Source organism: Dyadobacter sp. HNCC25DJ186, from assembly GCF_056895235.1.
In genome coordinates, this window is record NZ_JBXHAS010000013.1 from 85024 (window position 1) to 98287 (window position 13264).

Here is a 13264-nt window from a genome sequence, read left to right on the forward strand (position 1 = left end):
GCAATGGAGTATAATTGATTCAAAATAAATGCACCTGGAAAACAAGGACGTGAATAGTTGGGAAACTGCAATACTGAATTAAATCAGTGCAAAGACAATTTTGCAGATAACTAAGTTTTCCTGATCTGACATATATTTTCATTCCCCCAAAAGTGCCGACCCAAACAGGTGATTGTACTGCTGACAGTGTATCAGGGCATATTTGTATTTTGTAAAATCGGGCATTCCGGTTATCGGATACACCTGTGTACCGCTCACTGATTTCAGCAATCCAAGATCAATGAAATCTTTTGGTGTAGCTTCCTTCGACAAATAAACATGCAGGTCCGGACCATTGTTGGTTTTAAAATCGTCAAGAACGAGACTGTGCTTTCCGTCATTTGTAATGATTTTGGCCGAACCGGACACCGTTTCTCCGCCTATACCCATAAATTTCCCTTTCACATTCACTACCGCCAGGCTGTCGACACGCTCCATCAGAGGTTCAACAGGCGTATTTTCTTCTCTTTTGCAGCCAACGATAAGTAGCGTAATGAACAAGATGCATGTTAGATTTTTCATGATGATTGGTTTAAATGATGTGATTAAAATTGATAGGAAACACCGAGGCCAAAATTATTTGCCTTGTTTCTGAACCGGTCTATTTCTGATCCGTCAGGTGCGATTTGCTCGACTGTTCCGGCTGTGTATTCAGTAAACAGAAATTGGTAAATCGCCCGAATGCCCCATTTCTGGTTTATTTTATATTTCAGAAAAAACTCCGAATTAAGCGAACCTTTGTCGTGATCGCCCGTGAGGAGCAGGTTAAATGCAGTAGGTTTCGAATCCGGGTCGGTACTGGTTTTGCAATTGCTTTGAAAAACCGAAGAAGATCTCCTTCCAAAGGATGCCCCGATCAGGTCAATATTGAATCCAGCGCTTATTTTGGAATTGAAGTTATAACCCAGGTTGATGGTGACATTCAGTGCATTCACGAATGGACGCTGGACGGTAAGTGTGTCCCAGTTTTCGGTTTTTTGTCCTGCAAAAAAAATCAGAAATGGTGTGGTGAAGGAACGTGTCAGACTTGCCGGCCCTGCTGTGGTGTAAATCAATTTTGAACCTGTTGCACTGGTAAGCCTTGCGCCAAGACCTGCTTCAATTTTTCGTTTCTTTCCGATACGCCAGTTGTAAACGTAAGAGAACGCGCCCGTTCCCTGTGATTTTCCAATAGTTCCAGCCAGGTCGATAAACTGGTTTATTTTAGGATTTTCTATTTGCTGCGCCTGTGCGGTGCCAGCATTGGCCAGAATGCAGAGTAGGACAATTATTTTTGTTTTCATAAGTTTCAGGTTAATGGAAAGTAAACCTTAAAGTGCTTCTATGTTACTGAATTAGCTTTTAAACTCTTTGCCGGTCAATTTTTTGAGAAAGAATAGCAGTCGGTTCTTTTCAAAAACCAGGAGCAAAATGCAGCATACAAAAACGATCAGGGCATAGATGAAAAGCTGGCCGTGATCACCTTGCACCTCAATACCAAGAATCGTAAGATGGGAGATCAGCGCGCCTGAAATCACGCCCAGCGCAATAATTGCGCCAATTCCAGTTGTAAAAGGAATAAGTATCAGGATCGCGGCTACCAGCTCAGCAATTCCCGAGCCGATTCGTCCCCAGGGCTCCATCCCCAGTTTTGAGAAAATGTAAACGGATTCTTCTGCTGCTGTAAACTTGAAAAACAACGTTTGAAGCAAGATAACTGCCGGAACTATACGCAGTACCCAGAACAGGAATTTCTTGGGTTGATTCAACATAAGGTAGGTTTTTTGAGATTGAAGATGATGATCCGAACCATTTACACGTGATTTCTGAAAGCCAACAGCCAGAAGCTGACTGCTAACTGTTTTCAAGGTTTGTCCTTAATTTCTACCCAGTTTTTATCCGCTTTTTCAATGTATCCAACCTGATCTTTATTCCAGATTTGCTGTACTTTTTTGTTGTAATTGAAATAAAGCTTCTTGTCTTTTACGGTCCAGGTGTCGGTTTCAGTCGGTGCTTTGTGGCCGTCTGCTGTGCCATACGCGCAGTAACCGCCGTATTGGGGCGCATATTTTTCAGGCTCCTTTTTGAACATATCCAAATTTTCCTGGTTAGCAAAAAGCCAGTTCGTGTCTTTCCAGTGGTAAATAAATTTTTCGCTGCCTTTTGTCGCTCTGGCATCCGTATGGAACGCAACGACATCATATCCCCTGATGGCCGTACCGTCTTTTTCAAAGATTTCTGATTTTTGCGCAAATGCAGCTGTGAGACTGAACATTAGGATAAGAGAAACAAAAACGATTTTTTTCATGATCATGAATTGAAAGAAAAGTAAAAAGGTTTATTGGGTTATTTTAGTCCAGTTGGCATCTGCCTTGCGTTTTAAACTGGACTCATCTTTGTTCCAGGTTTTCAGTGTATTGTTGAAATATTTGTTGTAAAAAAGGTAGAGTTTACCGTTTAGTATTTTAAATGTTTCAGGGTCAACCTCAACTTTTTCGCCGCTTGCACCCATGGCATACGCGCACCATCCGCCATATTGGGGTTTGTATTTTGCAGGATCCGCTTTGAACAGATCCCGGTTTTTGGCCGATGAAAAATAATAGGTTATGCCTCCGTCCGAAGCCGAGAATGATTTATTCCCCTCAACGGCCTTGCCCGCGATAAAATAGGCCACCGGATCATAACCATCGAGGGCCAGGCCCGACTTGGAGATATTACCCTGTTTTTTAGCAACATCCTGGGCGTAAATTACGGATACTGAGATCATGATCAGGAGAAGAACAGTTATTGACTTTTTCATCGTGTTTGTCTATTTTTCGGATAATGAAGGTGATAAATGCAGGTCAAAATTCAGCTTCACTTTTTCTGACATGCCAAGTGTGTTACCGCCAAACTTCCAGTCTTTCCGGTTAATTTCAGCTGTCCCTTTCATGTTGGCATTGGCGCCCGTTTTAAGAAAAGTAAATGGTATTTTTATACTCCTGGTGACTGTTTTGAGCGTCAGATCGAAGGTGCCCACGTAACCGGAAGTTGTCCTTTCAACTTTTGTTGATTTCATGCTAATCTTCGGAAATTTGGCAATTTCGAAAAACTGGTCTTTCTCTTTCAAATGCCTGTCTCTCATATTGTTATCTGTAAAAATCGTGGCAGTATCTACGCTTCCGGCGATTGTTGCGGTTTCGGGATGAAGCGGATCGAAAATCACAGTCCCCTTGAATCCTTTAAAAGTACCCTTCACATCTGCCCCAAACATGCTTGCCAGAAAGGAAATATCAGCAGACTGAACATGCCAGGTCTGGGCTTGCAGCAGGTTTGGAGCAAAAATACAGGCGGTAAATAACAAGTATTTGATCATCGTTCAGGTTGGTTTTATCGGATTTGGCAGCGATTCAACTCAGGCCGTTTGTTTGTGTTTCACGGTTGAGTAGGCAATTCCAAAATTTCCGGGCAGGGAAACATGTCTGAAATCAATTTTCACGGCAATCGCCATAATGGCCATGTGGTGCACGGCATGTTCCACATTATAAAGGAGCTCTCTGTAAAATGTGGTGGTGATCCTGATATCCTTGCTGGCATCAGATGAGTAAGAGGCTTCCAGTTTCAGTACCATATCGTCTTTCATCATACGCATGTGTACAATGAGTTCCTTCATTTTGGAGATGGCCTGGCTGGGATCATTTTCAAGTTCCAGGTTGCGCTCTCGTTCGTCATAATTAATTCTCCCGGTGATACCTGCCCGAATTGCCAGATCATAGAATTCAAGAATATGACGTAAATGCCGCCCCACCGAGTTTGCCGAAAGCAGGTCAAGGGATCTGTTGTATTCTTCCTTTGAAAATTGTTTTGTCATATTCATAAGCTGACTTAAAATTTCTATGGAAACATCTTGTAATTTCATAGCTTGATGTAGGTTTTTGACTGGCGTTCTTTGATACTCATTGTTCAAAGGATGTGCCATCCTGACCGGAGGCGTGAAATGTGCCCGTTATACGTTTACAGCGCACTATTTGATCAATTTCAGGATTTATGCCGAAGTGCCTTATTCACGATATTTCGTAACCTTCCTGCTTTTTCGTAAAAAGTAGTCATTGCGTTTTATGGTCACCGTATACTATTTTAAATGAAAAATACCCCCTGTGCCGGTCTCTGTAGGCAATAATGCAAAAGGTTGATTTTAAGAAACGGGCGGGAACAGATATTGAAGAAATTGGAGATAACCATTACAGCAATTAATTCGTCGAGGCGGGCTTATGAAAATATTTTTGAAATGTTTTTTTGTATGTATTTTCTCGTTAACTGGCCTTTGGTCGACGGTTTCGGCGCAGGGTGTGGGGACGCCATTGATACAGCATTTTAGTCCAAAACAGTACCAGGCGCACCCTGAAAACTGGGCCATTGAACAGGATCAGCGCGGTATTCTTTACATAGGAAATCAAAGTGGCGTGCTGGAATTCGACGGGAGCAGCTGGAAACTGATTGAAGTGCCTGGCACCGCCGTCAAAGCGTTGGCAGTTGGCCGGGATGGACACGTTTATCTGGGAACCGCAACCGATTTCGGTTATCTGCTTTCTCGGCCAGGTGGACAACTTAAATACGTGTCTCTGAGCAGTTTGTTACCGGTACCGGAACGAAATGTTTTGCCAATAAATAACGTTTTCAGTGATTCAACGGGTGTTTATTTTTGCACAACAAAAAAGATATATCATTATCAGGGTAGCAAAAAACTGAAAATATACACAGCCACTAACCGTTTTTTATCGGCGAATTTTATTCGGAATACCCTTTATGTGCAACAGGCATCCGGCGAGCTCATGCAGTTGGCAGGGAATACGCTGAAACCTGCACCGAATGGCGGTCAGTTTGTCGGTTTAAATCTTAGGGCATTGTTAGAATTTTCAGAAAACCGTCTCGTAGCGGTCACGGAAAAAAATGGTTTGTTTGTCTTTTCCCCATACGGCCTTTCGAAGAAAATGCAGCCTTTGAAAACATCGTCAGACAACTGGCTGAAAAGTGCAGGAATTACCTGGGCGATATGCTCTTATAACAAAGAATCGAAATCTTACCTGTTTTTTATCTCAAGTCAGCTGGGTGGCATCCGCATTCTGAATGACGACGGCGCTGAACAAATGCGACTTGATGCGGGAACCGGATTCAACCAAAACAGCATCGCCTCTTTGTATCTGGATAAGCAGCTTTCTCTGTGGGCGATGACGGGCAGCGGTATCTGCCAGATCGGTTACAATTTACCCGTAAGCCGGTTTGGTGCCAGTCAGAATATCCATTCCACTGTGTGGAGTATCACCCGCCATGAGGGCCGGCTTTATGTCGGGACAGGCATCGGTCTGCTAGGCTGGAATAATCTAGAAAAGGGCTTTGAGCCCGTGGCGGACATCAGGTCAGCATGTAGGACTTTGCTGTCGGACGGCACAGACCTGTATGCCGGTACGTCGGAAAGTATTTTCAGGATTAAAAAAAATAAAATCGTGCAGGTTTTACCAACCGGCGGCGAGTCGGTTTATGCGTTGTTGCGACCGAAATTGCACCCGGAACTGCTTTTTGCTGCGCTTTCGAATGGTGTGTTTTTGTACCGGATGAAGAAGAATTTGTGGGTTTCTGTTGGCCGGATCAGGGAATTGAATGCGGATTGCCGTTCGCTGGCTGAGGATCCGGAAGGTATGGTTTGGGTGGGAACCAACAAGAATGGTTTTTACAGACTGGATTTAAAAGACGGTGTCAAACCGGATCTTACACACAAAAAATTGGGAGCCGGGCTCCATGACCACTCCTGGAACTATGTGTTCCCTACGGCCAAAGCACCCAGATTTACATCGAAAAACCATCTTTATGAATTCAACCGGCAAAAGGGTGAATTTGTAGAAATACCCGGCCTCAAAAGTGTGTTGCGGGATTCTGCAAACAGTGCGCCTTATTTTGTAGAGGACAGTGCCCGAAACTGGTGGTTTGCAAACCCGCTTGGGATACTCCGTCAGATGCCCGATGGAAAAACGGAGTGGGACAGCCTGAGCCTGATGCCTATTCAAAGAAAAGGTTACAGTATTTATCCCGAAAAAACGGGAATTGTCTGGGTTGGGAATGACGAAGGTTTGTACCGGTATGACGGAATCCAGATGGCCATGCACCCTTCTTATCCGGTATTGATCCGGGAAGTTAGGCTACTGTTAAATGACTCACTACTCAATATCTCTGACCAGAATCTTAACCATACATCCGTACTAAAAACACCTTTGGCTTACAATTTTCGCGATATATCATTTCGTTTTGCCGCTACGAGTTATGTGGGAGAAACTGGAAATGAGTTTCGCTATAAGCTAATCGGAGAGGGCGTCATGGCGACCGACCTGGAATGGTCGCGCTGGTCTAAAGAGAGCTGGAAAGATTATACCAATTTACCAGCGGGACATTATGTTTTTCATGTCATGGCACGGAATCCTTACCGCGAGCTAAGCCAGGAAACGAGTTTTACATTTGACATCCAGGCCCCATGGTATCGAACCTGGTGGGCCTATTTATTGTATTCATTGATTGCGTTCCTGCTTGTCTGGTTGGTAATCTGGCTGTATACACGACGGTTAAAAAATGAAAAAAACAAGCTTGAAAATCTGGTGGATAGCCGTACTGCCGAGGTGGTAATGCAAAAAGAAGAACTTGTGGAACAGGCCGCCCGTTTGCAGCTGGCCAAAGAAACCGCCGAACGAGCCAACCATGCCAAAAGTGAATTTCTGGCCAATATGAGTCATGAATTACGGACACCACTGAATGGAATTTTAGGTTTTGCACAGGTACTTCAGCGTGAGCCAACATTGACAACTGGCCAGGAAAAAGGGTTGGCCGTCATCAGGAAAAGTGGTGAACATTTATTGAACCTGATTAATGAAGTGCTGGATATTTCAAAAATTGAGGCACAGCGACTGGAAATCCAAAATGCAGCATTTAGTCTTCATGGACTGCTGGATGATACAGCGAGCCTTTTTCAATCCCGGGCAGAAGAAAAAGGACTTACCTTTTGCATGGTAGCCGATCAGAATTTACCCGCGGTTGTAGTGGGTGATGAAAAGCGGATCGTCCAGGTGCTCAATAACTTACTCGGAAATGCCATTAAATTTACTGAAAAGGGGTCGGTAACTTTCCGGGTTGCTTGCGAGGTAATGCAGGCCGGGTTATATAAAGTTAAATTTGAGGTAACCGATACCGGTATAGGCATTTCGGAAGAATTTCTGAGTGAGATTTTCCTGCCCTTTCACCAGGTAAAAGACCGTCGTTTGTTTTCTGAGGGTACCGGACTTGGCCTGGCCATTGCGAATAATCTGGTCGGGCTGATGCATGGAACGCTGAGCGTGACAAGTGAGGTGGGACAAGGGAGTGTTTTTAACCTCGAACTGTTACTTAGGCAAGTTGATGCGGAGTCGGCAACTGCTTTGTCGGAACAAAGGATTACGGGATATGCCGGTACAAAAAAGACGGTGTTGGTCGCGGATGATCATGCTGAAAACCGTCAGATTGTGAATGAATTGTTGACGTCACTGGGTTTTCTGGTATTGGAAGCGTCTGACGGAAAAGTAGCCGTAGAACTGGCATTGACCGCCATTCCCGACCTCGTGATTATGGACCTGGTTATGCCGAACCTGAATGGTTTTGAAGCAGTAGCCAGAATGAAGGAAAACCAGTCGTTGTCAAACACAAAGATGATTGCTTGCTCAGCCAATGTTTTTGAACAAAATCAACAACGAAGCCTGAATGAAGGTTTTGATGAATTTGTATCCAAACCCATCAACGTAACGGCCCTGTTGTGCTCCATCGGCAAGTTGCTGGACCTGGAATGGACCTATGCAAACCAGTTTCAATTGAAGGATTCCGAGGAAAAATCTCCTGAAACAACCTACGAACTTCCACCACTTCCCGAGTTGGAAATGTTGCGGGAATACGCATTGAAAGGGGACATTCAGGGAATTCTGGATTCGTTGGATCAGATAGAACTTCGGTATCCGGAGTCAATTGCCTTTGTGAAACAGTTGCGTAAATGGGCAGGGGAATTTGATATGGGGCGGATAAGGGGATGGTTGGCGGTGAATATATAATGATATTTAGAGCCTGTATAAATTTAAAATTGTTTATCGTTTATTTTTTAAAGGAAACAAGACATGTTGTTGAAGGAATAGCGGACCCGCAAGAACAATTATCCCTGCGGAGATTACTTTCTACCAAACTGGATCGCTCCAAATCTTAATTTCTTTTTTCTGAATTCGAGAAAAATTTATCATGGAGGTACTTATCTTCCTTGTATTTAGGCTGTTCAAGTGATAAAAATAGTGAAATATTTGTAACATGTAACGTTATATGTTACATTGGCGTTATGATTAAAAGTTTTCAGCATAAGGGCTTGCGGCTATTCTATGAGGATGAAGATCCCCGGAAATTACCTGCAGCTCATATTGCCAGAATTCGTAGTGTTTTAACCCGATTAGAGTTTGCCGCTTCATTGAATGATATCGGAACACCCGGATCGCGACTGCATCCACTTTCTGGTAAATACGACGGATTTTATGCAGTCAATGTATCTGGAAACTGGAGAATAATTTTCAGATTTGAAGATGGAGATGCATACGATGTTGATTATTTGGATTATCATTAATTAGACAAAAGGAATGAAAAGAGGCATGAGACCAGCCCATCCTGGGGCACTTATCAAAGAAACAATAGAAGGTTTAAAAGAGGAAACCGGACATAACTATTCACAGGAAGAAATAGCGAAAGGTTTAGGCGTAACCCGTAAAACCCTGTCAAACATTTTAAATGAGCATCAGGGCGTTAGTTCTGAAATGTGCGTGCGTTTATCCGAAGCTTTTGGCACTAGTGCAGAATTTTGGTTAAATGTGCAACGTAATTACGATCTGTGGCACGCTGAACGCACCGTAGAACGTAAAACAGTGCAGCAATTCTGGCCACTTCCGGATCAGAATGACTTACAGCCTGCGTAGGGATGGCATCTGTTTTTATATTATAAAGACTCCGTAAGGTGACAGAGATCCTATTTCTCACGGTCCCAACAAAATTCAAACTACATCCAAAAACCCCTTCAATCACCTCCAAAGCGAAACAAACTGAAACACGGCAAGAAAAATAAAAAGAAATCCGATCATCCGATCCATACGATGCTGGTGGGAAGTGACCCAGTTCGTTAGAAAACGGCTGCCGTAAATGAATGGCAATAACCCGGCAATGGTGCCGAGAGAAATGCCAAATACATATAGAAGGATCAGTTCATTTTCCGCAATTCCTATCAATCCATTACGCTGTAAAAGTGTCGTGTACAATATCCAGAAGGGAAATGCGACGAGATTGAGGATACTCAACAGGGCTCCAAGGTAAAATGAGGAAATCGGTTTCTGTTTGCTACTTGACAGACCGTTTCGTTTACGTATGTAATAGATGCCCATCCCAAGTAATGTGATGGTCGCAACGACCTCTGTTACAGCTCTGAGAGCGGGGAAATCCATGATGGATTTAGTTAATTGCACCGAAATATAACTGTAAATAAATTCTACCAGCGCACAGGCGAGAGCAAAACGAAAAGCCGCGTGAATTCCTTTTTTTAGCGAAACGTCCATAATGGTGATATTCAGCACACCCAACGGAAGTGTACCTAAAAAACTCACAACCAATCCTATAAAAAAGTTTAAATACAGCGTTGGCATGGTTACTTTGGTTGTCTGTCTGTTTTGATGCGTTTTAAAATCATCCTTGCCTCTTTGAAAGACATATACGGAACTCCTTTTCGGTGGTTGAAACGGCTGATCTTGTACAATACCTGCCAATGGTGCAGCAGCACTTTCCAGCCTTCCAATATGGAGAAACCCGGTTGGTAAATGTGCGCTGGCTCGGCCCCGGCGCCGTTCAGTTCCATGATTTTTATGTTTTGTCCCAGATAAAGATCTTCCAGATTTTTGCACCGCAGGTCGTATCGTCCAAAATAGAATCCTTGAATCCCGGTGCTGATCCGGTCAAAAACGGCTGTAAGTTCCTCGTTGATCAGGTGATTGGCATTCAGGAATTTGGTACCCAGACAATGATTTCCAATAGAAACCAGCGTCATCTTTTCATTTTCTTCCAACACTTTTGTTAGCGAAGATTCATATTTCACTTTCAGCAGATCCCATTGCAGAACGGCCCGTTCATTGGCCAAAATAAGTTCTGCAAGGGTGTTGTAACCATTTCCTGTCACACTCAGAAATTCTTTTTGCACAATTGAAGATATTGTCCCGCCCGGCTGATCCGGCATCCGGTAGTAAAACACGCCTAATTCGAGGGGATGGCTGATGTATTCCTGTATCAAATAATCGACCGGGCTTTTTTTATGATAATTTTCCAATGCATCCACATCTGCGATTTTCTCGACACCCCAGCCACGCTCCCCCGCGTTGGGTTTGGCAATGACCGGGAAGTCTAAGCCTGCAAAGCGAAGTTTGTCCCCTAGGCCTGATTCTTCTGTGCTGCATTTAACAAATAGCGTGACAGGCTTAAAATCGTCGCTGATCAGATTGAGAATGTCAATTTTTGATTCACCCAACATCCCGCCAGACTCAATGGAAGGATTGGATGCGGAAAAGAAAAAGAACGATCTGGCCTTGATCGAAAGCCAGATCCAGTAGATAAAAACCGGAACGTACACGACGGAAAACGGCCAGTATTCCCAGCTCTTTAAACGGATTAAAAGCGTACTTTTTGTACTTGTAAATTCCTTCCTTTTAGAGGCCGAATTTTCCCCGGTTTTGGATACTGGTTCCAGTTGATCAATTGGATACATAGTTGTTTGATAATTTTTTCTCCGTTAACTCACAGTGAATCAAGTCTTCATAAATCATTTCCATTTTTCCGCCAGACCTGACGATACTGGTAAGGCTGACGGTTGCATACAGGTTGGCCCTTCTCATGCACACGGCATTTTCCCGGTCGCCGTCACCCGCAGTTTTGTGGAAGGTGCGGATACTTTCCAGCGATTGTTCCGGGGCCGAATTGAGCCATCCTGAAAACCATAATTCCCGCCGTGTTACAATTTCGGGCGTGTAAAGTGTTGCCGATGACCATATATAGGACTGGGACGCATCCTTTTCTTTTATAAAAAGCTTACTGCCCGTCCAGCGGAGGATAAAAAGTTTCCCTGTTTCGATCAGTAGCAGTGTAAATGGCTCCAAGCCCTTGAAATCGTATTCAGATGCAAAGCTATTGATTGTGAAAAATTCAAATGCATGCAAAACCACCAATCCCCGGCTGTGCTTGTAAGGCGGCTTTGGCACGTGAGCAATAAATGCACCGTTGAGCAGGCATACGGTACGCGTTTTTGAAGTGGCGATCCAGCTTCCCCTTCCGAGGGGATCTTTTGGGAATGTCACCTCCTGGTCGTGGTATATGATCGGATCCGACAGTTTTGCTGGCGGACGCGTGATTTTCTCGTCCCTGCTGGATGTCAGGATAAAACCGTCTTGAAATGGAAGATAACTTACCGTACACATATTGATTTCCTTTTTGAAAGGATCATCAATTATTGTTCCAACGTGCTAATTCAATATTTGTGCTGTAAGTCAATCGTTTATGTAATTTAGATAAGGCTTTTAGGCGCACCTGCATTTTCGATATTTCGTGAAAGTTCTTTTAAACCGTAAACTGATCCGGTCTTTTAATGCCCAGTTTTCGCATCCTGGAATCCAAAGTGGTAGGGATCATATCCAAAATTTCGGCCGCTCCGTTTTTTCCGCTTACTTTCCAATGTGTTTTTTCAAGTACCAAAAGAATATGCTCCCGCTCGCATTCTTCCATGGTCATCAAATTTCCTTTTGCAGTTGCAACCGGTTTTCGCGGAGACCAGTCTTCGAGCACCAACGACCGTCCGGGTGACATGATGATGGAGCGCTCCACCACATTTTCAAGCTCACGGATATTGCCCGGCCAGTGATAGGCCGTCAGCGTATCGATCACTTTCTGGGGGATCTGGTCAATGACCTTACCTTGCTCTGCGCCAAGTTTCTGGCAAAAGTGTCTGATCAGCAATGGTATGTCTTGTTTTCGTTCACGAAGCGGAATGCTGAACACGGGAAACACGTTCAGGCGGTAATACAGATCTTCACGAAAGCGCTGCTCAGCAATTTCTTTTTCCAGGTCTCGGTTGGTCGCTGCAATGATCCGGACATTTACTTTTAAAGTTTTGGTGCTTCCGACGCGTTCAAACTCACCCTCCTGCAATACACGCAGTAATTTTGGCTGCAAATCCAGAGGCATTTCCCCAATTTCGTCCAGAAATATAGTCCCGCCATCGGCCAGTTCAAAGCGTCCCTGTTTCTGCGCGGTTGCTCCGGTGAAAGCTCCTTTTTCATGACCAAACAATTCGCTTTCAATCAGACTGGCCGGTAAAGCGGCGCAGTTCAATTTGATCAAAGGACGGTTTTTTCGGCCGCTCAGATTGTGAACCGCCCTGGCGAGCAGTTCCTTGCCCGTCCCGGATTCGCCCGTGATGAGAACGGTGCTGTTGGTGGGAGCCACCTGTCGTATTTTTATCAAAACTTTTTCAAAAACCTTACTCTGGCTGATGATGTCGTCCGGATTTTTGGATTGCTTAATTTCTTCTTTCAGATAAACATTTTCAGCCTGCAACTGATCTTTCAGCTCTTCAACCTCGGTAAGTGCTTTGTTCAGATCGGCCGTGCGTTCCGAAACAAGTTGTTCCAATTTTTGCCGGAGATTGGCCAGCGCCAGGTGTGTCCCAATGCGAGACTGCACTTCGTGGATATCAAAAGGTTTGGTAATGTAATCCACCGCGCCCATGTTGAAGCCGTTGATCTTATTCACTGTTTCGGTAAGGGCGGTCATAAAAATGACCGGTATCGCCTTGGTGGCATCATGATCTTTCAGCTGCCTGCAGGTTTCAAATCCACTCATTCCGGGCATCATCACATCCAGCAGAATGAGGTCCGGCAGGGCATACCGAGCCTGTTCAACCGCACTTTTCCCGTCCGTCGCCACCAATACTTTATAACCCGCTTTGGACAGCACATCGAACAGGATACTGATATTGTTGGGCGTGTCGTCAACAATTAAAATTATATTCTTTGTGTGGTTTAGTGTGTCACTTTTCATGGTTATAACAAAATGAATTACAGTACCGGTTTTACGATTTGGTGGTACAAGGAGTTTTTTTCTGTGTTATTTCTGATTTATTTGTAAAACAACAAACATT

The 13264-nt window shown here is 44.1% G+C and carries 14 protein-coding genes; 3 read left to right on the forward strand and 11 right to left on the reverse strand.

Annotated features, from left to right (window positions below; all coding sequences use genetic code 11):
• Nucleotides 1-138: 138 nt before the first annotated feature.
• The 7 genes from AC1XUO_RS26225 to AC1XUO_RS26255 are packed head-to-tail and all read right to left on the reverse strand — an operon-like array spanning nt 139 to nt 3916.
• Nucleotides 139-561 carry a DM13 domain-containing protein gene (locus tag AC1XUO_RS26225; RefSeq protein WP_483332806.1) on the reverse strand — a complete coding sequence of 141 codons (423 nt, stop codon included), beginning with the start codon at nt 559-561 and terminating at the stop codon, nt 139-141.
• A gap of 23 nt (nt 562-584) precedes the next feature.
• Nucleotides 585-1322 carry a hypothetical protein gene (locus tag AC1XUO_RS26230; RefSeq protein WP_483332807.1) on the reverse strand — a complete coding sequence of 246 codons (738 nt, stop codon included), beginning with the start codon at nt 1320-1322 and terminating at the stop codon, nt 585-587.
• A 51-nt stretch (nt 1323-1373) separates the two neighbouring features.
• Nucleotides 1374-1886, reverse strand: a complete 513-nt coding sequence (locus tag AC1XUO_RS26235; RefSeq protein ID WP_483332808.1) for a DoxX family protein — start codon at nt 1884-1886, stop codon at nt 1374-1376.
• Entirely contained in the window at nt 1883-2326 is a 444-nt protein-coding gene (locus AC1XUO_RS26240; RefSeq protein ID WP_483332809.1) for a YHS domain-containing (seleno)protein, read from the reverse strand. The genes AC1XUO_RS26235 and AC1XUO_RS26240 overlap by 4 nt, the downstream gene beginning before the upstream one ends.
• A 30-nt stretch (nt 2327-2356) precedes the next feature.
• On the reverse strand, nt 2357-2818 hold the full coding sequence (locus tag AC1XUO_RS26245; RefSeq protein ID WP_483332810.1) for a YHS domain-containing (seleno)protein: 462 nt from the start codon (nt 2816-2818) through the stop codon (nt 2357-2359).
• A gap of 9 nt (nt 2819-2827) precedes the next feature.
• On the reverse strand, nt 2828-3373 hold the full coding sequence (locus tag AC1XUO_RS26250; RefSeq protein ID WP_483332811.1) for a YceI family protein: 546 nt from the start codon (nt 3371-3373) through the stop codon (nt 2828-2830).
• Nucleotides 3374-3412: 39 nt separating this feature from the next.
• The gene (locus AC1XUO_RS26255) at nt 3413-3916 is read right to left on the reverse strand and encodes a hypothetical protein (RefSeq protein WP_483332812.1); all 504 of its coding nucleotides are present in this window, start codon (nt 3914-3916) and stop codon (nt 3413-3415) included.
• 352 nt (nt 3917-4268) lie between these two features.
• Here AC1XUO_RS26255 and AC1XUO_RS26260 point away from each other — a divergent pair, with 352 nt between their 5' ends.
• The 3 genes from AC1XUO_RS26260 to AC1XUO_RS26270 all read left to right on the forward strand — a co-directional run bounded on the left by AC1XUO_RS26260 (nt 4269) and on the right by AC1XUO_RS26270 (nt 9014).
• Nucleotides 4269-8114 carry a hybrid sensor histidine kinase/response regulator gene (locus AC1XUO_RS26260; RefSeq protein WP_483332813.1) on the forward strand — a complete coding sequence of 1282 codons (3846 nt, stop codon included), beginning with the start codon at nt 4269-4271 and terminating at the stop codon, nt 8112-8114.
• 275 nt (nt 8115-8389) lie between these two features.
• Nucleotides 8390-8668: a type II toxin-antitoxin system RelE/ParE family toxin gene (locus AC1XUO_RS26265; protein WP_483332814.1), complete on the forward strand. Its 279-nt coding sequence runs from the start codon at nt 8390-8392 to the stop codon at nt 8666-8668.
• Between the two features lie 13 nt (nt 8669-8681).
• Entirely contained in the window at nt 8682-9014 is a 333-nt protein-coding gene (locus tag AC1XUO_RS26270; RefSeq protein WP_483332815.1) for a HigA family addiction module antitoxin, read from the forward strand.
• A 102-nt stretch (nt 9015-9116) separates the two neighbouring features.
• Here the strand turns inward: AC1XUO_RS26270 and AC1XUO_RS26275 are convergent, their stop codons facing one another.
• From AC1XUO_RS26275 to AC1XUO_RS26290, 4 genes are all read right to left on the reverse strand, one after another.
• On the reverse strand, nt 9117-9731 hold the full coding sequence (locus AC1XUO_RS26275) for a LysE family transporter (RefSeq protein ID WP_483332816.1): 615 nt from the start codon (nt 9729-9731) through the stop codon (nt 9117-9119).
• A 2-nt stretch (nt 9732-9733) separates the two neighbouring features.
• Entirely contained in the window at nt 9734-10840 is a 1107-nt protein-coding gene (locus AC1XUO_RS26280; RefSeq protein ID WP_483332817.1) for an ATP-grasp domain-containing protein, read from the reverse strand.
• Nucleotides 10827-11546 carry an NRDE family protein gene (locus tag AC1XUO_RS26285; RefSeq protein ID WP_483332818.1) on the reverse strand — a complete coding sequence of 240 codons (720 nt, stop codon included), beginning with the start codon at nt 11544-11546 and terminating at the stop codon, nt 10827-10829. The genes AC1XUO_RS26280 and AC1XUO_RS26285 overlap by 14 nt, the downstream gene beginning before the upstream one ends.
• A gap of 139 nt (nt 11547-11685) precedes the next feature.
• Nucleotides 11686-13164: a sigma-54-dependent transcriptional regulator gene (locus AC1XUO_RS26290; protein WP_483332819.1), complete on the reverse strand. Its 1479-nt coding sequence runs from the start codon at nt 13162-13164 to the stop codon at nt 11686-11688.
• Between the last annotated feature and the right edge of the window lie 100 nt (nt 13165-13264).